This window comes from Nostoc sp. (assembly GCF_036917775.1).
Lineage (GTDB): Bacteria > Cyanobacteriota > Cyanobacteriia > Cyanobacteriales > Nostocaceae > Nostoc.
In genome coordinates, this window is record NZ_JBALEQ010000144.1 from 47,283 (window position 1) to 72,284 (window position 25,002).

Below are 25,002 nucleotides of genomic sequence, written 5' to 3' on the forward strand. Positions count from 1 at the left end.
CTCAATAATTACTTTTATATAAAAAAATTATTAGATAATGAAAGTATATCAATCAGTCTTGAAATTAAGAAATCCAAAAAATCGGTTTATATTTTTAGCTAGATGAAAAAGCATCGATTTAACAGTTTAATATTGATGAATTATAATATCCAATCGCAAGGTAATCGTCCACAATTCCTTTTTTAATAAATACAAAAAATTTCTCAAGTGCTACATTGCTATTGAGTTAAAAGTTATACATTTTAAGTAGAAATAAGTTTGTTTAGTGTAATTAGAGATTACAAGTTATTATTCACTTTTTTTGCATTTTTTCAGTAAACAGATAATCCCAGTTTTTTAAATAAAAGGCAATACCAGTTAAGACATTTAACAAGATATCCAATACAACAGTTAAGAAAGTTAAGAAAGTTAAGTAGATAATATGGACAGTTAAGACAGTTAAGATAGTTAAGACATTTAATCAAACATTTAACTAACCTTCATATAGGAGCTTGATGGCTTTATATAACTTCCTAATAGAGAAAATACGGGTAAGCTTAAAAGTGTAAAAGTAGACAATAATAACTCAGCATTTACAAACTTATCGCCTCGATTCGCCTTGGGAGAACCTATTCCATACTGCATCATTTAAGCATTGATAGGGAGCAAACCAGCTAATTCACCAGCCCCGCTCAATAATGTCGGCGATCTTATCATGTGCTGACAGGACAAGTTGAGAAGGCTGGAAAATATAGAGATTAGCAGGATAATCTCATCAAATAAAATTACTACAACTTGATATTGATTACTTAATTATGATAAAAAGTTAATAAATTTATCTTATGCACCTGCTTAACTTTCTTAACTTTCTCAAATCCTTCGAAGAATTACTTCTTAACTGTCTTAACTGATCTTGAAAAGATATTTAATTACTGATATATCTGTAATTGAAAAATAATTTCCTTTAAGGAAAACTCTATGCCTAAAAAGACAGTCAAAACAGTGGATGTTGGAGCATTACCATTTTTTGCACGTTTCTTGGAAGAGCAAGCTAATGAAGGTGAAGGAACAGATGTTCCCTGGACTTACAAATTTCCTTCAGACTTGGAAGATAAATAAATTATTTAGTCTTCTTCATCTGAAAGTGCCTTTCTAATCGGGGAAATCTCTTGTAATTGGCTTCATCATAATTTAATAGAGTAGAAGTTATAAAATAAATAAAAACTACTCTTGAGAGACGCGATCGCTTTCATGTTACCTTTTCCACAGATGGAGGTGATTGCTTTTTCTATTCCCCTAAATTCTTCAAATATTTTTGGGTATCTAAAGCAATCTCTTTGCTAATACTTAATAGCTACCTCCTAAAATTATGATAAAAAATATTTATGCACCTGTCTTGTGATGTTGTTTTATTAATCACCCACAGTGGTGATTTTTTCACAATAGATAGAGTGGCAGAAGCCTTATCAAAAAAAGGGGTGCAACCATTTCGTCTAGACACTGATAAATTTCCTCTAGAAGTGCAATTAACAGCACATTTTGATAAGTCTAAAAGCTACCACACTATAGAATATAACAACCACTCTATCAGCACAGAGCAGGTGCAAGCTGTATGGATGCGCCGTATTTGGGAACCACAACTGAGTCAAGAATTAGCGCCAAAGTTCCGAGAAGCTTGCGTTAGAGAATCACTTGCAACTTTAGATGGTTTTTGGGACAGTCTCAAGGGAGCTACGTGGGTAGATAATTTAGAACGGATAGATTATGCAAGTAACAAGCTGCGTCAACTGCGGATTGCGTCTGAAGTAGGTTTTGTTATTCCCCAGACTCTTGTTACCAACAAAGCTCAAGCAGCACGAGAGTTTTTCGGACAAGTTAACGGCAAAATGGTGAGTAAGCTCTTAACTGCTCTTTCCCGCAGTATGGAAGCTAACTCTTCGTTTTTTCTGTATACCAGCATCGTCAAAGAAGAAGATTTAGTTGATGCTGAGTCACTGCGCTATTGCCCAATGGTTTTTCAAGAGCAAATTCCTAAGCAACAGGAATTACGGGTGGTGTATGTGAATGGTAATGTATTTGTGGGGGCGCTAAATGCAGATGTGTATACAGCAGCCAAAGTTGATTGGCGTAAACCTGGTGTTGAAGTTGGCGCATGGCAACATCACCAGCTTCCTAATGAAGTAGTTATTTGTCTCAAAGCCTTTATGGGGAAATTAGGGCTGTTGTTTGGAGCGTTAGATTTCATTGTCACACCATCAGGGGAATACGTCTTTTTGGAAATCAACCCTCTGGGGGAGTGGGGAATGCTGGAAAAGGATTTAAACTTACCGATTGCAAGTGCGATCGCAGATGCTCTACTTCAAAGAAAGCACGACCAAAAATTTAATATTTTATACTAGCCTATGGTAAGCCACCTAAAGGGTGTCTACATACTTCACACTTAATATTTATGACCGTATTAATAGTCACGTTTAGTAAAGACAACGAAAGCATTCCTCTAGTCATCAACGAAATTGAGGCTAGAGAAGAAAAAGCATTTCGGTTTGACACAGACAGATATCCCACTGAAGTCAAGCTAGATATTTACTCCGGTGATACTGAACGGGTAATTATTACTGATGGCGAACAGAAGCTAGATTTGAGTGAAGTCTCCTCAGTTTGGTATCGGCGGATGCGCTACGGAGAAAAAATTCCCGACTCAATGGATAAGCAATACAGAGATGCGTCAATTAATGAATGTCGCGCCACAGTCAGAGGAATGATTGCTAGCCTTCAGGGATTCCACTTTGATAAAATGTCCAATGTGGATCGGGCTAATAATAAGCAACTACAATTGCAAGTTGCACGAGAAGTTGGTCTTATAACTCCACGCACTCTGACTTCAAACAATCCAGAAACAGTCAAACAATTTGCTCAAGAGTGTAAGCAAGGTATAGTTACCAAGATGCTTTCTTCCTTTGCTATTTACGATCAGCAGGGGCGAGAAAACGTTGTGTTTACCACTCCAGTTACAAATGATGATTTGGAGAATATGGAAGGACTGCGTTTTTGTCCGATGACCTTTCAAGAAAATGTGCCCAAGGCGCTGGAGTTGCGGACAACTATTGTTGGACACCGCGTATTTACTGCCGCAGTAGATTCTCAAAGCTTATCAGGATCTACTTACGATTGGCGCAAAGAGGGGAGAGCCTTAGTTAAAAGTTGGCAACCCTACGACTTGCCAGAAGATATTGAGAAAAAACTTCTCAAACTGATGGTTTATTTTGGCTTAAATTATGGAGCAATTGATATTATTGTCACCCCCGATGGTCGCCATGTATTCCTCGAAGTTAACCCAGTCGGGGAATTTTTTTGGCTGGAGATATATGCACCACACTACCCCATTTCGCAGGCGATCGCAGAAGTGTTACTAACTAATAAAAATTAGAGTATTCAGCCTTGCATATTTTTCTTGTTCTCTATATATCTTATAGTTACTAAGTTAAATAACACTTTGCAGTAGCATCCTATAGAAGAAAGTAGCCGATTTGCCATCTATATCACCTACCACTTTAAAACTTTTTAGTAACATTTATTTTATAAAATTTATTGATATTAAATTCCTGAGTTAAAAGTAAAAATTATTAACATTTGGAGATTTAATCCTTGTGATAAACCTAGTAAATACACAAACAGTTTTAACATTTAATGGGGTAAATGATTATATAGATTTTGGCAGAAACGATATTGGCGGCGTTTTCGCTCAAGGGAGTTCAGCTTTTACGGTTTCAGGATGGGTAAATCCATACGAATTAACAAATAAAGCCACTAGTTACGGGACACGCAATGTATTTTTTGCTCGTTCTTCAGAGAGATTCAGCGATAACTTTGAATTCGGCATCAGTGAAACAGGAAATCTAGATGTCTATATTGATGAAAGTGTCAGCAAGGGTATAAAAACCTTTGGGCAAGGAGAATTAACTATAGGACAATGGCACTTTTTTGCTATTGTTTTTAATAGTGGTCAAGTAGCTGTATATCTTGACGATCATGAATACAACGATTCTCTTAGAGGTTCATCTTTAAACAAAGCCACAAGTTCTGTAACTCTGGGAGCAACGTTACACAAACAAGTCTATTTCAAAGGACAATTAGCAAATATTAGCGTTTGGAATTATCCCTGTACTCAAGTAGAAATCCAGACTCATCGTTGTGGGCAAATAGTCGGAGATGAATCAGGATTAGTGGCTTACTGGAAATTAGACGATGGGCAAGGTACAACTGTCAAAAACCAAACTGGAAAGTCTTATCAAGGAAATTTTCGTGGTAATCCTATTTGGACTTTAGCAGAAATCCCATTTGCAACACAATCACTAAATCCAATTCCATTTGCAGCAGAATCATCCAATCAAGAAGATATAAAAGAAGAGATACAAACTGATACAGCAGTTATTCCTGAAGAAAATATCTCACCACTAACGACAAGTTTATTAGCAGCAACAGTATCGTTAATAAGCGACGAAGACCAACCAAAGGAAATTCAACAGACAGAAATAAACAGCGAAGAATCCGAGATTATTCCAACTGCGATCGCTCTCGAACCATACGACGAGGAAACCAAAGCAGACCAAACTGAAGATCCCGTCAATATCCAACCAGCACAAATATTAACTCAGGAGGAATCGCCGTTAGTAAGCGACGACGAAAACCAACCAAAGGAAATTCAACAGACAGAAATAAACAGCGAAGAATCTGAGATTATTCCAACTGCGATCGCTCTCAGCCCATACGACGAGGAAACCAAAGCAGATCAGACTGAAGATCCCGTCAATATCCAACCAGCACAAATATTAACTCAGGAGGAATCGCCAGAAACTATGAATACAAAAGCCAGTCCCAAATATAAAATACTTTCCATTGATGGAGGCGGTATTCGGGGCATTATTCCTGCATTACTCCTATCAGAAATTGAAAGGCGGACACAAAAGCCTATATTCAGTTTGTTTGATTTAATTACAGGTACTTCCAGTGGCGGAATTTTAGCACTCGGACTAACTAAACCCAAATTAAGTTTGGATGTATCTGATAACTTGCCAGTAGCTGAATACACTGCTGAGGATCTCCTACAGTTCTTTCTTGAGTATGGGGTAGAAATATTTTATGAGCCATTGTTTGAAAGACTACTTGGCCCCTTAGAGGATATATTTCTCCAGCCAAAATATCCTTCCGAAGGCAAAGAAGAAATTTTTAGGCAATATTTTGGTAACGCCCTTATAGAAAATAATCTCAAAGAAGTTTTTGTAACGAGTTACGATATCGAGCAGCGAATTCCAATATTTTTTACCAACAAACTAGAAAAACAGCAAATAGAATCTAAGAATTTTCAGAAGTTATGTGGCGGTTTTTCGCTCCTAGATGCAGCATTGGCAACTAGTGCTACTCCGACTTATTTTGCTCCTCGTCGGATTGTAAACCCCCACAATAGCGGCATCGCCTATACTTTAATTGATGGTGGAGTGTTTGCTAATAATCCAACCCATTTAGCTATTTTAGAAGCACAAATTAGTAGTAAACAAAAAGATCAAAAAATCCTCAATACAGAAGATATTTTAGTAGTTTCTTTAGGTACAGGTTCGCCGACGAGTGTCTACCCTTATAAAGAAGTCAAAAATTGGGGACTCTTGCAATGGGGAAGGCCACTTTTAAATATTATGTTTGACGGTAGTAGTGAAGTGGTAGCTGGAGAATTAGAACAGTTGTTTGAACCTAGTGATAAAGAAGCTAAAAGTTTTTATTATCGCTTTCAAACATTGTTAGATAGTGAACTAGAAGAAATAGATAATACCAAACTCCAAAATACTCGTCAGCTACAAGCTATAGCCCATCGATTAATATCTCAAAAAAGTCAACAAATCGATGAACTTTGTAGTCTTTTGTTGGGCTAAATCAGATTTCTTAAATCTTGCACCAGTTAGTTGGTGCAAGATGTAAGATTTTTAATTTCTTCACAAAAGAAATTAGTAATGACTCTCTTAGTCATGTTTTTACTTTATAAGGATTGTAGGTAAGTACAATGGATGAACTCGTCAAAAAAATTTCTGGTTTAGGACTTCCTGGTATACTTTTCGTGATCGCAACGGGTGCAGCAGGGGGTAATGTCGCCGCCGTTGTTGCTATGCTTTCAGCGCTGGGGGGGCCTTTTGGCCTCTTAGGAGGTTTAGGTTTGCTTGGGCTGGTAGCTGTTCTAGGGGAATACATAGCGGGATTTGGAATTGAAAACATTCTCAAGCTCGTCTATACAGAACGTAGCAAAACTGAATCTGTCAGATTTCTTCTCAAAGAAATTCAAGAATTGCCCATTTCAGATGAGTTAAAACTCAAACTGAAAGATCATATTAACCCAGTAGTCGTTACTGAGACTGACCAAGGCCCTTTTCCGAGAACAGTCGAAATTGTTGATGACGAACCATTGACCTAGTGGTCTGTCTAATTAATTTTGCTGGGTTGTGAGATACCCGACTTCTTTAAGAAGTCGGGTATCTGAACACCTTAACCTTTCAGAAATAATGACAGGGGATCTAAAAATCTCGAATACAACACCATAAAAGTTTTCGGACATTCTCTAAAAGGAAAAATGGCCTTTGAGTCTAACTTAATTCTCAAAGGCCATTTCAAAATTCTTAGTGTAATTAGTAACGGCTACATTTTTAGAATATGCAAACTCCATCTGTGCGTGAGCAAAATACAACAAATCCTTTTTCAACCTTGATTCAATTTTGGCAGGATGTGAAAGTAGTTGCTCAACCTTATTGGTATCCAACAAAAGCAGAAGGAAGAGCATTTTCAGATGTGATCCGCTCATGGGTAATGCTTATTTCCTTAGTATTATTAATAGTCGTAATTGTCGGTGCAAATGCTGCAAATAGTTACTGGAATCGCTATGTAATTGATATCGTTATTGAACAGAGAGACCTTGATAAATACAATGGTACTTTATGGTTTTCTAGTCTCATTATTATAGGAATGGTCTTGTTAGTAACTCTTTTGAGATATGTCAGAAAAAAAATAATTCTTGACTGGTATAAATGGCTAAATCTTCATGTTTTAGAAAAATATCTAAGCAATCAAGCTTATTATAAAATAAATTTTAAATCTGATATAGATAATCCAGATCAACGCTTATCCCAAGAGATAGAACCCATTACTAGTATTGGCTTGAGATTCTCCTCTTCTTTACTAGAAAAATCTTTAGAAATGGGAAGTTCTTTGATAATTCTCTGGATAGTTTCTTCAGAAATTGCAATTTATTTAGTTATTTATACAATTTTAGGTAATTTAATAGCTGTTTACTTGAATCAAACAATAAATAAAGTTAACCAAGAAGAACTTGCATTTAAAGCAGATTTTGCCTATTGCTTAACTCATGTTCGTAATCACGCTGAATCAATCGCTTTTTTTCAGGGAGAAGATGAAGAATTAAATATAATTCAGCGCCGATTTAATAACGTTTTAAAAACTGCTGAACGCAGGCTGAATTTAGAGAGGGGACAAGACGCTTTTGGCAGAGCATATCAGTCTGCCATTAGCGTATTCTCAATGTTTATTCTTACACCTTTATTTCTTCAAGATAAAATTGATTATGGACAAATAAACCAAGCTAGTTTTGCTTGCTTTATGTTTTCTAATGCTCTAGGAGAACTAATATCTGAATTTGGAATTTCAGGACGATTTTCTAGCTATGTAAAGCGTTTAGCAGAGTTTTCAGATGCGCTACAGGTTGCTAGTAAACAACCGGAGAACGTCAGTACTATTCAAATTATAGAAGAAGAACGTTTAGCTTTTGAGAATGTCACTTTACAAACGCCAAATTATGAACAGGTGATTGTTGAAAATTTGTCAGTTGCTGTCCAACCAGGTGAAGGGTTATTGATTGTTGGCCCTAGCGGTAGGGGTAAAAGTTCTTTATTGAGAGCGATCGCTGGTTTGTGGAATGCAGGAACTGGCCGTCTAGTGCGTCCTCCTCTAAAAGAAGTATTATTCTTACCTCAAAGACCTTATATTATTTTAGGGACTTTGCGCGAACAGTTGCTTTATCCTCACACAGAGAGGAAAATGAGCGATCGCGAACTTGAACACATTTTACAACAAGTTAACCTGCAACACTTACTTACCCGCGTAAATGGCTTTGATACTGAAGTTCCTTGGGAAAATATATTGTCTTTAGGAGAACAACAACGCCTCGCTTTTGCACGGCTATTAATTACACATCCTAGTTTCACTATCTTAGATGAAGCAACGAGTGCTTTAGATTTAAATAACGAAGGTAATTTATATCAACAGTTACAATCAACAAAAACAACTTTTATCAGCGTTGGTCATAGAGAAAGCTTATTTAATTATCATCAATGGGTGTTAGAGCTTTCACAAGGATCTAATTGGCAACTTGTTTCTATGCCAGATTATCAATTGCAAAAAGGGATTGTTGTTAAACCAGTTAAAAAGGAGCAAATTACGATAGATATTTACCCTAAAAATGAACTCCAAATGAAACCAGAATCGGCAGCGAGCGCTACAATTATAGGACTTTCTCATAAAGAGCTTCAGACATTAACAGACTATTCTATTACTACGATCAGAAGTAAAGCTAGTCAAGAAAAGTTTGTGACTACTAAGGATGGTGTCACCTACCGCTATAATAAAAATCCAGAGGTATTGAAATGGGTAAGGGTTTAGTAACTATTTGTATATTTAAAAATAAGTGATGCTAACTAGAAAGCAAAAACAATTAGTTACTTATGAATCTATTACGATTTATGAAACACATTACAAATTTCCTACTTTAAAAAACCCAAAACTAAAAAAAGTTCAAAGAAAAATTAGAAAATGTCAAGGCTTAATTAAAGAAGGTACTAAATATTATTCTTATTTTTGGGGAATAATCAAATGGAAAAAGGAAATTAGTCAAGGAAAAACTTTAGCAGATGTTAAATTATTAATTAAAGATTATATTCAACTTCTGGATTTTTTAGAAAATTATAAAAATAGTTATCAACTTTTTTTATTAAAATTTATAGATGACTGGAAAAATCTATTTAACCAAAAATATGATGAAATCAGAAAAGTAAATGAAGAAAGAAATAAGTTAGAGATAAAAAATCATACAAATCCTCAAATAATTGATAATTTGAAATGGGAAGAACAAGAAAATCTAAAATCTATTTTACTGTTAAGTAATACTAACTTATTAATATTAGAAAAAGTAAAGCTACTCAGTGAAGGGATTAAGAATTTAGCGGAAGATACCAAAAATCAAAAACAAGCTATTCAGAAAATACTTAAAGATATAGAGGTATATGAAGAAATTTATGGATACCAAGTCAGAGCTACAAAAATTCGTCAAGAAATCGCAAAAATAGCTGAAACAGCAATTAATTTAGAAAAATCCCTACAAGATTACTTTAGTCCGTTTCAATCTTTAATAGATGATGTAGTCAAAGTAGATGCAGATTTTTACGCAATTGTAGGAGAAATCCAAAATTTAGCAAGTAGTACTTTAAATTCTCAAGTTAATTTATTAAATATACAAGATACTAGTACTATGTCTCACGACATCCTGAATTTATTAGTGGCAAGTTATGATAAAAAAGATAGACTGCAAGATGCTTTTTTTCAGTCAAAATTATTAGATTTACAGGTTCATAACTTTGATTTTAGTAAAGATGAGATAACTTTAAATCAAGCAATTTACCTAATATCTGATTATATGTCTACTCAACTGGTTGCTCAAAAAAAAGTGCTAGGGATAGAAGAAGCAGATATTGTTTCTCCTTCTCCTCAACTTTCTATCGAAAAAATAGAATTGGCTGAACAACCTAATAATAATACTGATATTAAGTTTCCCACAGAATTTAAAAGTAATTGGAATATTGATTACAGTAAATTGCAAAACTTTCTTACACAGTACAAATGGCAAGAGGCTGATATTGAAACAACTAAATTAATGTTACAAGTTATGGGAAAGAATGATTGGAATGAAGTTTATAAAGAAGATATTCTTAACTTTTTATGTCAAGCTTTTCATAAGATTGATCAACTTTGGCAACAATATAGTCATGGTTACTTTGGCTTTAGTGTTCAGCAAAGTATTTGGAACGAAATAGGCGGTCAAATAGATTATGAAACAGAAAAAAGACTTGGCGATCGCCTGGGTTGGCGAAAAGAAGGAAATTGGTTAAATTACGACCAACTAACTTTTAAATTATCCCCAACGACACCGATGGGACATCTACCAGTTAAATGGTTACATTATGACCAAAATATATATATTAGACATATCTTCATATTCATCTACAACCCCCCTGTCAATGGCAGCTTGGCGAGTTGGATCTTGGCTAGTATGGCAGATGAATTTATTTTTTACTCGTGCCAAAACTTGTCATGAAACTTTACCATGAGTAAATTGCACATTATTTAATTAATAATAGGGGAGAAAACCAATGAATAATATGAATCTGTCTGATACAGAAATAGAAATTTTACTTTTTGGAAAATGGCGTTTTAATACAAATTGGGAAAAAATTTCTATCGAATTTAAAGATAATATGACTTATGAGCAAACTAGAATTCAAACCTTTCTTTTATCTAAACCTAGCGAATTTATCACAGGTAATAAATTTACTGGTGTATGGCACGTAAATGATAGAAGATTATGTTTAATTGTTAAAACTGTTCCTAAATCATTTTTCAATTTGCGATTACTGATATTATCTAAAGTAGATTTGGCAGATATGGTAGCTAGCATCTACTCTATATTTATAACAGAGAATTATGAAGTTATTGAAATTGATAAATTAAAATTTTTAATAAGCGACAAAAATCAGAGAATTGCTGGTATAAAAATCAATTAATACTTTTTCATGCTTGTAATATTAACTTAAGAAATCGAGGTAAAATATTAAGTCTGTATAAGTTATTACGATTCTATATTTTGGTAGTAGACTTATTGAAATTAATCTACAATATTAATCTTATGTATAGAGAGCTTAAAAAATTTTAGAGCTTGCAAAATTTATTGTGCCAACCTAGTGGTCTATAGCATTAATTTTGCTAGATTTGTAGTGAGCAATTTATCGCTAAAATCAAGGACTAAAGTCCTTACTACAAACTTTTATAACCCTTCAGAATTAATGAGACAGACCACTAGTTTAGTGCCATCAAGACTAGCTATAACTTAAATTTAACTTGTTTTTACCTTAGTTATGTATTTTTTTTGAAAGGTTGGGCTTTCTGATAATGTGCATACCTAAAATTTTTAAAGTATTATTATCATGGCGGATAGTGAGTGATGTTAACTCTTGACCCAAGAGATAAAAGCTACCCATAATACTAACCGAATTGTACAGTCCGTTTTTTGCTCTGTTAAGCGTTATTGTCGCATTCCTTCCATTATTTGCTCCTTTAAGTATTAAAATACCACCAAAATTAAAACTACCGGATGCAATTAATTTGCTGCTATTAACGCTAGCCATGATATTGGCAAAGGTGTAGCCTAAAAACTTGAGACTTCCTGCAATACTGGCAAAATTGTTGATATTACCATTAGTTCCTTTACTCAAAGTGACTGTAGCGCCGTTGAAAGCTAGAATGCCAAAATTGAAATTACTTGTTGCTTGAAATCCTCTCTCGTTCAGGCTGATACCTAACGCGGTGAATTGTTTGCCTAAGAGAATAACATCGCCTAAGCCAAAAACCTTTTTATTAGTTAAATCAAGTTTAAAACTAGGAACATTGAGCTTTATAACATTGCCTAAATTAAGAGCTACATTATTAATTGAAACGTTTTGAGTGTTAAATGATAAAGTGCCGCTACCCAAAGATTCATTAAAAGCAATAATATTTGCTGTTCCTGTTGCGCTTTGATTCTTCAAATTAACTGTGAGATTCGGAATAGTTAAAGTCAAGAAACCTGCTAAACTCAGCCGAACATCCCTGAGATTGACGCTATTTTGAGTAACATCAAACATAATGCCTGCTAAAGTATTCCCAAAAACTGAAATTGTTCCTAAACCACTACCGCTACCAGATTTTATATCGATACTCAAGGCATCAACATCAATACTCAACAGATTGCCTAAACTTAGATCAAAGTTTTTAAAAGTAGTATTGGTAGGGGTAATTTTAAATTCAACATTTGCAATTTCGTTGTCAAGAATTTCTAGATAACCATCTCCCTGAAGATACTGCTCACTAGGTGTTACCTTTAAAGATAAATCTAAACTATCGTCATCCGTTCCCTTAATTTTCAGAAATCCTAAATCAATTTCCAAAACTTTTAACGAACCAGAGATATTATTAAAAGTTTTATCTCCTTGAAGTATTAAGATTGCCTCATGCCCCCAAGCATTAAGTTTGCCATTAATTTCTAAACCTTCTGATATCGCTTGAGCTGCAATTATTGTTGGAAAAGGAACATACTTAATTAAAGGATTAATTTTTCCGTCTCCGTCTCCATCGATTGATTCGATGTTTAAGTTCACTAAGCCTTCTAAAAGACCTAGTGCTTTGTTAACTAAATCCGTTGAATAACCTACTTGTTTACTAATAAAGGCAGCGACTGGGCCCCGCCACAAATCTATTAAGCTAATCGCTTGCTTGGGATTTAAAATTAAAGCTAATCTTTCAGGATCATTAGTGTCCATTAGAAAAGCTACCTCAAGGTCTGTTTTTTCCCATTTCAAATCACCAATGAAGCCAAAGTTATCAAAGTAAGGAGGTAAATACGTTCCGCCTCCTTGAAACCTGATATTGCGAAGTTCAGTTCCTACCAATCCATAGGGATTACACCAAGATTTTTCCCCTTGTTGAGAAAAGTATGCTGTTAAAGATTCGGGTTCAAGAGAGAGACTACCAGAGAGAAATAACTTAGGTTCTTTTTCTTGGGTGGGATCGTAGCCTTGAAGAATTAAATTTCCAGTTAATCCAAAGTTTGGCTCTAAATCAGCTCCAATATTTAACCCTATGAGCAAGTTATTAAAAGTAGCCTTAAATTGTTGCTGGGAAAATAGCTGAATATCGCCTGCAATATTACCTGTTAAGCTAACCTGTCCTGCTGGATTAAAGTTAATTATTGCTCCTAAGCACCCAATTCCTAAGCTTCGATGAATAAAACTGCTGAAATTTGTCTGGAGATTATTGAAATCAATATTTCCAATAAAGTTGAATCCTCTGCTTAAGTTAATGCGACCTAATTTTGAATGTATAAAAGAATATTCGGCATCAGTGATAATTAGTTCTGGGTCGCTTAATTTTAAATCGTTGATAATAGGAAGTTTATTAGCTATGTTGCTAAAAACTAACTTTTCCTTTAATTTATATTTTAATGTAGTTTGCTTGCCAAAAAATAATTCAATGTTTTGTTTATTTAGTAATCCTTTAAAGCTGAACTCAACTTCTGGGGACGTTTTATGAATTTTATATTTTGGTTCAGATATTATAATTTCAGGTTTGCCAAATACTTCAAGAATGATTCTATCAAGCGCCACATTTATGTATGGGGCTGTACTGTGAATGCTAAAAATTTTGTCTAAATTTAACTGCAAATCATGGTCAAAATCTAAATAAATTCCTGAACTTGAGGAGACTAAATTTACATCATCTGAAAATCCAAGTTTTAATTTGATAGCATTAGGTAAAGTAATTGCTGTTAAATCAATGCTATTAGTCATAAGTTAATTGACGTAAATATTTTTAACAGATTGTTTAGAGGTTATTTATTTGTCTACAATTTAACTGTATTATATACACCTCCAGAAGTCACCATTTTGCTACTGTTAGGAATGAAGGTAACTCTCCATACTACTACTGAGTATCCAACCAGGGTTATTAGCAACTTAGGAACGTGGATTAAATAACGTGTAATTCTGGTTTAGCTGTCTAGATCCATCGCCTCAATTGGCTCCCAGTATGTGAACGATTTTACTTTGGGACAGCGTAGTTATCGCGTATATGTTTAGGCAAATGCTAACATATCGGCGATCGCCAGATAATATTCGACGGCTTTATGTGCGATCGGCAAATAACCAGATGGTGCCATTGAGCGAGGTTGCAAAAATCACACCTGCAACAAGCCCATCTGTCATCTTCTATTACAACGGCTTCCGCGCGATCGATATTCATCTGTAATTATCAGACAAAATGCCGATGATAACAGATCCAATGATTCTAGTAATTGAAAAATAAAATAGGGAGTTGGAAGTTATTAACTTGATCTTCCTCACTCTGCTTTCTATTAGAAGTTTAAAAATAACATTTTTCATAGGGGCAAAGCATTGCTTGCCGCTAAAGAAGGCTTATTCGCTCTTATGAGGATATCCTGTAACAGCCTATTTTTGTTATATATCATGATAATGTTGTATCGATAATAAGTTTTATATCTAATTGGGTTTCAAAAATTTCGACATTTTTATCCCGACATTTTTAAAAGCCTTAAAGAGGTCTTAATAATTTCATAGTTAGTAGTATTTTTATTTCGCCAGAGATATAAAACAGGATTAATTATATTTAGGTTTATTTCATCAGAAATTTATAATTGTGAGCAATGTATTATGCGAGTATTACAACGATCAAATAAATTTGATCTGCAAAACTATAAAGGTTATACATTATGTCCATTATTGTTGGTACTCCTAACAACGACTTTTTGGTGGGTACTAGTGGTGACGATCAGATTTCTGGTCGTGCAGGCAATGACAATATCTCCGGCGGTCTTGGAAATGACATCATTGATGGTGGAGATGGCAACGATACTTTGGCTGGTAATGGCGGCAATGATACATTCAAGGGCGGTCGAGGTAACGACAGCATTAATGGTGGTGATGACTTTGATACCGCAGATTACAGCAACTTAGGCAAAAAAATTACCCTCTCAGGTGTAGGAACAATTACCAAAGCTGGGGGTTTTGGAACAGATACAGTCTTTAAAGTAGATAGGGTAATAGCAGATGCAACTGTTGCCGACAACACTATAGATGCCTCTCAATCTTTGCCTGGGGTAGCTGCTGTTGCTGACTTAGAAGCCCAAACCATCTCTGCTCTCAATGTTCCTGGCTTGGGAACATTGACATTTAATGTAGTCAACTTTGACAACGTTATCGGCACGATTAACGATGACACCCTTAAAGGCGACAGCCAAAATAACCAATTAACTGGTCTTGCTGGTAACGACCTGATTGATGGTAGAGGTGGTAATGACCTGATTGATGGTGGAGATGGCAATGATACATTGTTCGGTGGTGATGGCGATGACACCTTTAAGGGTGGTCAGGGTAACGACAACATTAATGGTGGGGCTGGTTTTGATACAGCAGACTACAGCAAATTAGGTAAGACAATTACCCTCTCAGGTGTAGGGACAGTTATCAAAGCTGGTGGATTGGGTCAAGACCAACTCTTGAAAGTAGATAAGGTTATTGCTGATGCCAGTGTTGCCAACAACACTATAGATGCCTCTCAATCTTTGCTTGGGGTAGCTGCTGTTGCTGACTTAGAAGCCCAAACCATCTCTGCTCTTAACGTTCCTGGTCTGGGAAATTTAACATTTAATGTAGTCAACTTTGACAACGTTATCGGCACGATTAACGATGACACCCTTAAGGGCGATGGTCAAAAGAACGAATTAACTGGTCTTAGTGGCAACGACATCATTGATGGTAGAGGTGGCAACGACATCATTGATGGTGGTGAAGGCAATGATACGTTGTTTGGTGGTAATGGTAATGACACCTTTAAGGGGAGTCAGGGCAACGACTTGATTGATGGTGGAGTTGGTACAGATACCGCAGACTACAGCAAATTAGGTCAAACTATTACCCTCTCAGGAGTAGGGACAGTTACTAAAGCTGGTGGATTGGGACAAGACCAACTATTGAAAGTAGAAAAGATTATTGCTGATTCTACTGTTGCCAATAACACTATAGATGCTTCCGCATCTTTAGCTGGTGTATCTATCAGTGTTAACCTACAAAGCCAAACGTTGACAGCTAATAATGTTCCTGGTCTAGGGACATTACCATTTACTGTAGTTAACTTTGACAATGTAATCGGCACAAATGAAGATGACTTCATTGCTGGCGATAGTCAAAGTAATAAATTAACAGGCAATGGCGGCGATGATACATTCAGGGCCAGTCGAGGTGACGACAGCATTGACGGTGGTGATGGCTTTGATACAGCAGATTACAGCAGCTTAGGTAAGAAAATTACCCTCTCAGGTGTAGGGACAATTACTAAAGCTGGCGGTTTCGGAACAGATACAGTCTTTAAAGTAGATAGGGTAATAGCCGATGCCAGTGTTGCCAACAACACTATAGATGCCTCTGAATCTTTACCTGGGGTAGCTGCTGTTGCTGACTTAGAAGCGCAAACTATCTCTGCTCTTAACGTTCCTGGTTTGGGAAATTTGACATTTAATGTAGTTAACTTTGCCAATGTCATCGGTACAATTAACAATGACTCCCTTAAGGGCGACGGCCAAAATAACCAGTTATCTGGTCTCGCGGGGAATGACCTAATTGATGGTAGAGATGGTAATGACCTGATTGATGGTGGAGATGGCAATGACACATTGATAGGTGGTGCAGGCGATGATACTTTCAAGGGCAGTCGGGGTAACGACGGCATTAATGGTGGAGATGGTTTAGATACAGCAGACTACAGCAAACTAGGTAAAGCCATCACCCTATCAGGTGTAGGACAAATCACCAAAGCTGGCGGCTTCGGAACAGACACAGTTTTTAAAGTAGAAACAGTTATTGCTGATGCTAGCGTTGCTAATAACACCATAGATTCCTCTCAATCTGTTGCTGGTGTATCTGTCAATGCTAACTTAAAGGAGCAAACTATCTCTGCCCTTAACGTTCCTACTCTGGGGACAATAACATTTAATGTACTCAACTTTGATAATCTCATCGGTACAAATACAGGTGACAGCATTACTGGTGATAGCCAAAATAACCGATTAGAAGGTAGAGATGGTAATGACACTATCTCCGGTGACTTTGGTAATGACACCATTATCGGTGGAAAAGGTAACGATATTCTCACCGGTGGTTTTGGTGCTGATAAGTTTGTTTTCAATAATGTTAATGATGGTATTGACACCATTACAGATTACAACTTTGGTCAAAGTGACGTAATTCAAGTTTCTAAAGCAGGGTTTGGTACTACTAATCTTAGTGACTTTACCTACGACTCCTCTAGCGGTAACTTGTCTTTCTTAGGAAATCAACTCGCCTTAATTCAAAATTCCTCATCCAATCTATCTATTCAGTTGGTCTAAAATTCTAAGAGTCACATCTTGATGAGAAGTTAAAGCTTTTTGCCCTTTATTGTAGATTTGTGGTGGAAATACTAATTATTAGTTTACCCATAACAGATTGAGAGTAGTACAGACACGAGTAATCGTATTTATACTCCAGGGTAAAAGTTGTGTTGCAAAAATAGAATGAGGTTGGCTGGTAAAAGTATGAATTGTGTCAACTCTTACCAGCTATCTCTCAAAAACTTTGAATCTTTAGAACTTGATATGCCAAATCAATCACCTAGAAACCTAAAAATATTGCTGTAGGATAAAAACAGTCATTATATTTTAAAATTTTGGGTTTTTCTTGGATTTAGACATTATAAGCTTGACTTTAAAGTCCAATCATGGTGTTGAACTAATAGTCTGGTATCAAAAGTACTAAAAATTCAAAACTTTTCATAACACGATCATTGAACACGGTAGTTGCTTCAACTATATTGACCCAATATACTAGGGCAAACGCATATAACGTCTAAAAAATCTTTAACAATAATGGGCTTGTGGTTTAATTATTTAGACTATTCTTAAACTATAAGTCTTGCACAACAAGGATTTAATAAAGACTGTGCGTTTGCTATGAGGGACAGGTTGATTGATTTTGGATTTTGAATTATTCCATTTTGATGATATTATTTTACAAAATTAAGGAGTGAGCTTGGTGCAATTTACAATCAATTCATTATTCAACAAGTTGTCTGTAAAATATTTAACCGTAATTACAGCTATAGTCACGATTCTCCCATTACCGGTTAAGGCAGCTACGTTCTTAGTAACGGAACGCGCTGGTTTAGAAGGCAACGATCAAGTCAATTGGGGAAGTTTAGGTAAAGTATTCAATCCCTCGGCTCCTGACTTTTCTGTTTTTTTACCTAACTCTTTCTCAACAACATCTCAAGGTGGTTTAGGCTTAGATATAAATATAGCTCCAACTAATAATCCTCGAGTTACTCCACCGTTTGTTTTTCAAACTTTACCTTCCCCTGGAATTCGGAGTAACTTCGCTTCAGGTGATTTTATTCTCTTTGGAGGTATAGATCCAACAGGTTTTATCCCTCTTCCTCCTGGTACTCCTGATCCTGGTACTAAGGGTAACGGTGAACCTTTAACAATTAGTTTTGCCCAGCCTGTTTTTGGCGCTGGGGCTCAGATAGCTATAGACAGTAGTAAATTGAAAATTGAAACTTTTCTCAACGCTTTTGATAGCACCAATAACCTGTTGGCTAGTTTCTCAGTTCCAAATATTTCGTCCTTAGCATTAGATAATTCGGCAGTGTTTTTGGGGATTCGTAGTGACACTCCAAATATCTCACGACTAGTTTATAGTAGTTCTGCTCCCCAATTCGGCTTGGCCATCAATCAGGTGAGTATTCTTGCAGTTCCTGAATCGACTTATACCTTGGCAATATTAGCTTTTGGTGTTTCTGGTGCTGTTTTGAAGCTACGCCAACGTAACTTAGCCAAATAATTAATTTGTAATTCGTAATTTGCAAGAGGGTATAGTAGCCCACACCAAAATCTCTAATTGGGTGGTCTGCAACATCCTCTTTCCGAGGCACTTTGAGTAGTAAGATCACCGTAGCAATAGGTATGTGGACTGGCTTTCTTGTGTCGCTATCAGTGATTAATCCAGAGCTAAAGATATTTCTGATTCAGAAATTACCAGATCAAACAGTCATTTTCCCATTAGGGAATCACAACTAACTCAATAGATTAGGGCGATCGCACGGGATTTCTGAAATTCCTGCTGTATGAAGGATATTGACGAAAAATAGGAAAACTCAAAAAAAGCCAAAACCCTTGTTATTAAAGGATTCTTATACTTTATATGCCTTTACCCTGCTCAATAGATCGATCGGGTAATTTATTTTACGGAAATCATCTAGCACTGATTGTAATTACAAATGATGTTATTAGTACTCGTTAACCTCACGATCAATTACGAATTATTTTGATGCTCACACAGCATCGAAATAGCTCGTGATTGAAGAAGTTTGAAGTTCCAGACATACTCCAATTTCTATCAGACGTATGTTCGGCAACATTTTTATCTTTAGCCAAATTAAAGTCAATGTCATACAAAGAAGTAGAACACATCATAGAAGCTAAGATACAAAAAGCTATACGGAAGCACGAGATCGTAGTTGCTTTTATTAGTAGTATTACTGGCTTAATTTTCATAATGGGTTTATTCCACGCTATTTCGCTCAACCACGCTCAAATACACGCATTTTGCTTGAACTGATTACTGATTGTATTCAATGGGGCTTTCTGATTGAGCATTCCCTGCTGTGCATGCAACCAAATCCAAGTTAGACATATTTTTTAAAAAAGGGAATTGCGCTATGGAGAGCAAAAATAATAGTAGACCGATATTGGTCTTATTTTTGACTGTATTTATAGACCTGCTGGGCTTCGGAATTATTCTGCCGATACTGCCTTTGTATGCTGAACAATTCGGCGCAAAACCGAATGAAGCCACTCTACTTGTGGCTATTTATTCTTTAATGCAGTTCTTATTTGCACCATTATGGGGCAGATTTAGCGATCGCTATGGTCGTCGTCCGGTTTTATTACTGACCTTATTCGGTTCTGTAATAGCATACGCAGGCTTAGGTTTCGCTAACTCATTATGGATGTTGTTTCTTGCTCGTAGCCTTGCAGGAATTATGGCAGGGAATATTAGTACTGCTCAGGCATATATCGCAGATATTACCACGCCAACGAATCGAGCCCGTGGTATGGGCATAATCGGAGCAGCTTTTGGTCTTGGCTTCATTCTTGGCCCAGCTATTGGAGGTCTTCTCATCGGGTCAGATCCAGACAACGCTAACTTTCATTTACCGTCGTTGTTCTCAGGTGGATTATCTTTATTCGCATTGCTTTGTGCTTTGAAGTTACTTCCTGAATCTCTAAATTCTGAAACTAAAGCCAAAATGCAAGCTAATCGCCACCGCCAGCGACGGCTGAACTTATTACAACTGTCACAGCGTCCACAGTTTTGTGTGCTTGCAGGCATCTACTTTTTTGTTACCTTTGCAGTTGCAGCTATGGACTCTACCTTAGCTTTATGGTCTAAACAGCAATTAAACTGGGGCCCTCAACAAACTAGTTATCTTTTTGCTTTTATGGGGGTTGTTAGCACAATCGTTCAAGGAGGACTAATCGGATTTCTCAAGAAACACTTTGGTGAAATCAAATTACTTACCTTGGGGATATTAGGGTTAGGTTTAGGATTACTACTAATTGGATTCTCACAAAGCTTAAGTTTATTGTTGATTGCTACTACACTTGTGGCATGGGGAATTAGTGTCAGTCAACCAATATTGAATAGCCTAATTTCCCAGATGACAGCCCCAGAAGAGCAAGGACAAATATTAGGAATTGCCAGTTCTTGCTCTGCCTTAGCACGCATAGTTGGGCCAACTTGGGCAGGGATTAGTTTTATGAAATTTGGGAGTGATTCTCCTTTTTTGAGCGGATTTTTAGTAATGCTCGTAGCTTTATTTCTTAGTTTACGAGTTACTAAAAGTGCATCTGAATCAAACAAAGAACGTATAGCCTAACATCTATATCTTAGAGGATCTAAAGTTATTGCTGATGTATCCAAAACTTTAGATCCTCCAAAGTCCTCCTTAAAAAGGAGGACTTTGAGAAGACTATTCTCCCCTTGTTATTAAACATTACGAATTACGAATTAATAATATGACAGGTCGCCGAGTATTATTTTTAGGCATCTTTATAAGCATCCTCCTAACCTACGCAATTTGGATCGGTGGAAGCATTCCTGCAAGCATAATCAAACTTCCTGATCAAGGATTAAACTGGTACTACTGGAAGCTTCCCCAACCAACCTTTTGGAGTCGAGCGACAGCTTGGGGTATGTACATTGGGCATCAGTTTAGCATCTGGGCGTGTATCTTGTGGGCGCAGCGATGGCTACGCCCGCCGCAGGCATCGCAGTTGAAATATAAATCAGCCCTGCACCCGATAAATTACCTCATGCTTGCCATCAATGGTATATTTATCGCTTTACACTTCCTCCAAACCTATATTTGGTACGATGCCCTCGCTCAAGATACTTCAATTTGGGCTTCTCAAGGTGCAGTTGTACTGTTACTGGTGTTCGTACTGATTTTAGAAACACCTCGACGCGGTTTGTTTTTTGGCAATTCTGTGCCATTCCATCAACAGTTTTTGCAAATTATCAAGCTGTACCACGGCTACTTTTTCTCCTTCGCCGCCATCTACACGTTTTGGTATCACCCAATGGAAGCCACTGTAGGGCACTTAATCGGTTTTCTCTATATGTTCTTGCTTCTGCTCCAATCGTCGTTGATCTTTAACCGCGCCCATGTCAACCGTTGGTGGACATTCACTTTAGAAATTACAGTGGTTTTACATAGTGTAGTTGTATCTTTGATGCTAGGGCAAAGCAAGTGGCCAACATTTCTCTTTGGTTTTCTTGGCATTTTAGTACTTACCCAACTCCACGGTCTACCTGTTGGTATCTGGACTAAACGTACTATCTATGCAGCCTTTTTAGTCAGTGTAATGGTCGTTTATGGGCTTACTGAACGCGGCTTGGGCAGAATTTACGAAGTAACCTATATTCCTCTGATTGAGTTTGGATTAGTTGGTGCAATTTACTTAATCTTCCTACTCATCTTATGGACAATTTCTCGTGTACCTGTTAAAACATAATGTCACGTTGAACTCCAGCAGGCTAAAACGCTTGATGCTTAAAATGCTCGGTTCGTTCCTTAACCCAGACTACCGGGAATCTGCGATCGCATTGTCGCTCACCTAGACATCACAACCCAAAGATGACCTCTCGCTACGCCTCAATCTGTCGATAAAAGCGTAGCGAGAGAGAAGATCAGCGATCGCGTTCGGGAGGGTGCGATTCGCTGTATCGTCTAGTTAGACTCTTTGAGGCGGCACTATGGAGAATTTCTTAAGAACCGAATGGTTTGCGTTTACGACTGAATGAATTCGAGGAGATCGGCATTGATCTGGTCTGCATTTGTCGTTGGCATACCGTGCGGGAAACCCTTGTAGGTTTTCAATATTGCGCCCTTGACCAACTTAGCGCTCAGTGGGGCGGAGTCAGCATAGGGGACTATCTGGTCATCATCGCCGTGCATTACCAAAGTCGGCACAGAGAACTTCTTAAGATCCTCGGTAAAGTCGGTCTGGGAGAAAGCCACGATGCCATCATACTGTGCCTTGCTACCGCCCATCATGCCCTGTCGCCACCAATTCTCAATCACGCCTTGCGACGCTTTCGCGCCCGGTCGGTTGTAACCATAAAAGGGCCCGCTCGGCACATCCCAATAAAATTGCGCCCGGTTGGTGGCAACCTGCGTCTGAAAGTCGTCAAAGACCTCTTTAGGTAGACCGCCGGGATTCTCTGGGGTTTTCACCATCAGTGGTGGCACGGCGCTAATGAGAACGGCCTTTGCGACGCGGCTTTCGCCGTGGCGTGCAATGTAGCGTGTCACCTCACCGCCACCAGTCGAGTGTCCAACATGGATAGCGTTCTTTAAGTCGAGATGCGCGGTAAGCGCAGCGAGGTCATCGGCGTAATGATCCATATCATGTCCGTCGCCGCCTTGGGTCGAGCGTCCATGCCCTCGTCGGTCATGCGCGATGACGCGATAGCCGTGATTTAAGAAGAACATCATTTGGTTGTCCCAGTCGTCGGCCGATAGAGGCCAACCATGCGAGAAAACGATGGGCTGACCGCTACCCCAATCCTTGTAGTAAATCTCTATGCCGTCTTTCACTGTGATCGTGTTCATGTGTTTTTCTCCAGTAGGCTTAGAGCCTGTCAAGAAACAACTTTTACAATTTATTATCTAGAAAGCTTACTGAGAAGGCATTTCTAGCTCAAAAGAGGCAAGGTTGTTACATGACAAGCTCTTACTCACATTCCGCAGCTAAGTGAAGAGGTTGATGGTATTTTTGATAAATGACATCATCAGCATCAAAAATAAGAGTACAAGATATTGACCACTGTGGGATAGTGGCAGGCATAATTGACCAAATGTGTTTGCTAGAAGAAATCAACCAAATAAGTGATTTATAGTTGTCTATTAAAAAACTAACAATTTTACTCACCACCACTAATATTTTTTTGTTGTTGATAACGCAGTTTAAACTGGTTTTGTTGTATTTTATGATCCACAATTGGATCGGGATAGCCAACAGCATGACGTTCTAAAGGTGGAATTTTCCCAGTAACTAAATATTCTGTATCTACAGACCGCAATTCTGATACCCATTGCCGAATATATTCCCCTTCTGGATCGAATTTTTGTGTTTGACTGGCTGGGTTGAAAATCCGTACAGGTTTGGGATCCATACCGCTAGAAGCACTCCATTGCCAACCGCCATTATTAGCAGACAAATCTCCATCAATCAACTTCTGCATAAAGTATTTTTCTCCCAATTGGGGATTAATTAGCAAGTCTTTGGTAAGGAAACTAGCAACAATCATTCGACAACGGTTGTGCATCCAGCCACTTTCATTCATCTGGCGCATTGCTGCATCCACAATCGGGTAGCCTGTTCTTCCTTCACACCAAGCTTGGAAATGTTCTTCATTAGTTTCCCAAGGAAAATTCTTAAAGATATCGCGGAAAGCACCATCAGCTAATTCCGGGAAGTTATACATTGCGTGTTGATAAAACTCCCGCCAAGCTAATTCCTGTTGCCATGTGCGGATATTAACTGCTGTTTCCTCACTGCGGCTATTTTCTAGTGCTTCGATGGTGGCTTGCCAAACGGTGCGAATGCCAATTACGCCAAATTTTAAAGCTGCACTCAGTTGTGATGTTCCATCCACTGCGGGGAAATTTCTCTGTTCTTGATATTCAGTAATCGCTTTATTAGTAAATTCTTCTAATCGTTCTTGTGCCGCCGCTTCTCCTGGTGAAATAATTAATTGTTCATCCCAAATAAACCCTAAATCTTTAGCTGAAGGTAATGTCACAGAACCCGCAATTTTTGCAATTTCTTGTTCAGCTTCTGTTAATCCTTCAACATTTTGCAGTGTTTCAACTGGGTTCGCTTTCGGTTTGATAATCCAATTTTTCCAGAAGGGGGTATAAACCGTGTAAGGACTGTTACCACCTGTGCGGATCTCATCTGGGGAATTGAGGATTTGATCCCAGTTGTGATTAAGAAACTCAATACCTTTTTCTTTTAGGGCATTTATAACGGTGCGATCGCGTTCTTGTGAATAAGGTTCTACATCCCAATTCCAAAAAACAGCTTTGGCGTTTATTGCCTCTGCTAACGCTGGTATAGCTTGTACAGGATCGGCGTGTAGTATTAATAACTGACTACCAACTTGAGTATATCGCTCTTGGAGTTTCTGCAAACAGCCAATCATATAAGTTACTCTCACAGGAGCAACATCATCCCGTTCTAAAATATGTGGATCGAGGCAAAACACGCCCACCACCTTCGGACTCCGCCGTTTTGCCGCAGCCAGCCCCGTATTGTCAGAAATGCGTAAATCGCGCCGATGCCAAAACAAAATTAAGTCAGACATTCTATCCTAGATATAGTTCACCCGTACTAGCTTAGATGCAAGTGGTACCAATGAACATCATTCTGGCGATAAATTATATTCTGTAAATGGGCATTGGGCATAGAGAAGAAACTTGTTCAATAATTTC

The 25,002-nt window shown here is 37.5% G+C and carries 16 protein-coding genes; 13 read left to right on the forward strand and 3 right to left on the reverse strand.

Annotation, left to right across the window (positions count from 1 at the left end):
- The first annotated feature begins 957 nt into the window (after positions 1-957).
- From V7K69_RS28960 to V7K69_RS28995, 8 genes are all read left to right on the forward strand, one after another.
- On the forward strand, positions 958-1,098 hold the full coding sequence (locus V7K69_RS28960) for a microviridin/marinostatin family tricyclic proteinase inhibitor (protein ID WP_335040925.1): 141 nt from the start codon (positions 958-960) through the stop codon (positions 1,096-1,098).
- 266 nt (positions 1,099-1,364) lie between these two features.
- The gene (locus V7K69_RS28965; protein ID WP_335040927.1) at positions 1,365-2,378 is read left to right on the forward strand and encodes an MvdC family ATP-grasp ribosomal peptide maturase; all 1,014 of its coding nucleotides are present in this window, start codon (positions 1,365-1,367) and stop codon (positions 2,376-2,378) included.
- A gap of 50 nt (positions 2,379-2,428) precedes the next feature.
- Entirely contained in the window at positions 2,429-3,406 is a 978-nt protein-coding gene (locus tag V7K69_RS28970; RefSeq protein WP_335040929.1) for an MvdD family ATP-grasp ribosomal peptide maturase, read from the forward strand.
- Between the two features lie 220 nt (positions 3,407-3,626).
- A complete protein-coding gene (locus V7K69_RS28975; RefSeq protein WP_335040931.1) occupies positions 3,627-5,903 on the forward strand; it encodes a patatin-like phospholipase family protein in 2,277 nt (758 codons plus the stop codon).
- A 128-nt stretch (positions 5,904-6,031) separates the two neighbouring features.
- On the forward strand, positions 6,032-6,436 hold the full coding sequence (locus V7K69_RS28980; protein ID WP_335040933.1) for a hypothetical protein: 405 nt from the start codon (positions 6,032-6,034) through the stop codon (positions 6,434-6,436).
- 236 nt (positions 6,437-6,672) lie between these two features.
- Positions 6,673-8,691 carry an ABC transporter ATP-binding protein/permease gene (locus V7K69_RS28985; protein ID WP_335040935.1) on the forward strand — a complete coding sequence of 673 codons (2,019 nt, stop codon included), beginning with the start codon at positions 6,673-6,675 and terminating at the stop codon, positions 8,689-8,691.
- A gap of 28 nt (positions 8,692-8,719) precedes the next feature.
- Positions 8,720-10,399: a GUN4 domain-containing protein gene (locus V7K69_RS28990; RefSeq protein ID WP_335040937.1), complete on the forward strand. Its 1,680-nt coding sequence runs from the start codon at positions 8,720-8,722 to the stop codon at positions 10,397-10,399.
- A gap of 55 nt (positions 10,400-10,454) precedes the next feature.
- Positions 10,455-10,865: a hypothetical protein gene (locus V7K69_RS28995; protein ID WP_335040938.1), complete on the forward strand. Its 411-nt coding sequence runs from the start codon at positions 10,455-10,457 to the stop codon at positions 10,863-10,865.
- A gap of 345 nt (positions 10,866-11,210) precedes the next feature.
- Here V7K69_RS28995 and V7K69_RS29000 read toward each other — a convergent pair whose 3' ends face one another.
- A complete protein-coding gene (locus V7K69_RS29000) occupies positions 11,211-13,682 on the reverse strand; it encodes a hypothetical protein (protein ID WP_335040940.1) in 2,472 nt (823 codons plus the stop codon).
- A 280-nt stretch (positions 13,683-13,962) separates the two neighbouring features.
- Here V7K69_RS29000 and V7K69_RS29005 point away from each other — a divergent pair, with 280 nt between their 5' ends.
- From V7K69_RS29005 to V7K69_RS29025, 5 genes are all read left to right on the forward strand, one after another.
- Positions 13,963-14,139 (forward strand): efflux RND transporter permease subunit, encoded by a 177-nt coding sequence (locus tag V7K69_RS29005; RefSeq protein WP_335040943.1) that lies wholly within the window; start codon positions 13,963-13,965, stop codon positions 14,137-14,139.
- Between the two features lie 481 nt (positions 14,140-14,620).
- Positions 14,621-17,293, forward strand: a complete 2,673-nt coding sequence (locus V7K69_RS29010) for a beta strand repeat-containing protein (RefSeq protein WP_335040945.1) — start codon at positions 14,621-14,623, stop codon at positions 17,291-17,293.
- 682 nt (positions 17,294-17,975) lie between these two features.
- A complete protein-coding gene (locus V7K69_RS29015) occupies positions 17,976-18,782 on the forward strand; it encodes a hypothetical protein (RefSeq protein WP_335040948.1) in 807 nt (268 codons plus the stop codon).
- A gap of 877 nt (positions 18,783-19,659) precedes the next feature.
- Positions 19,660-20,880 carry an MFS transporter gene (locus V7K69_RS29020; RefSeq protein WP_335040950.1) on the forward strand — a complete coding sequence of 407 codons (1,221 nt, stop codon included), beginning with the start codon at positions 19,660-19,662 and terminating at the stop codon, positions 20,878-20,880.
- 139 nt (positions 20,881-21,019) lie between these two features.
- Positions 21,020-22,018: a hypothetical protein gene (locus V7K69_RS29025; RefSeq protein WP_335040952.1), complete on the forward strand. Its 999-nt coding sequence runs from the start codon at positions 21,020-21,022 to the stop codon at positions 22,016-22,018.
- A gap of 275 nt (positions 22,019-22,293) precedes the next feature.
- On the opposite strand, the gene V7K69_RS29030 is transcribed toward V7K69_RS29025, so the two are convergent.
- Both V7K69_RS29030 and V7K69_RS29035 read right to left on the reverse strand, forming a co-directional pair.
- Entirely contained in the window at positions 22,294-23,118 is an 825-nt protein-coding gene (locus V7K69_RS29030) for an alpha/beta fold hydrolase (RefSeq protein WP_335040955.1), read from the reverse strand.
- Positions 23,119-23,429: 311 nt separating this feature from the next.
- Entirely contained in the window at positions 23,430-24,875 is a 1,446-nt protein-coding gene (locus tag V7K69_RS29035) for a deoxyribodipyrimidine photo-lyase, 8-HDF type (RefSeq protein ID WP_335040957.1), read from the reverse strand.
- Positions 24,876-25,002 lie beyond the last annotated feature (127 nt).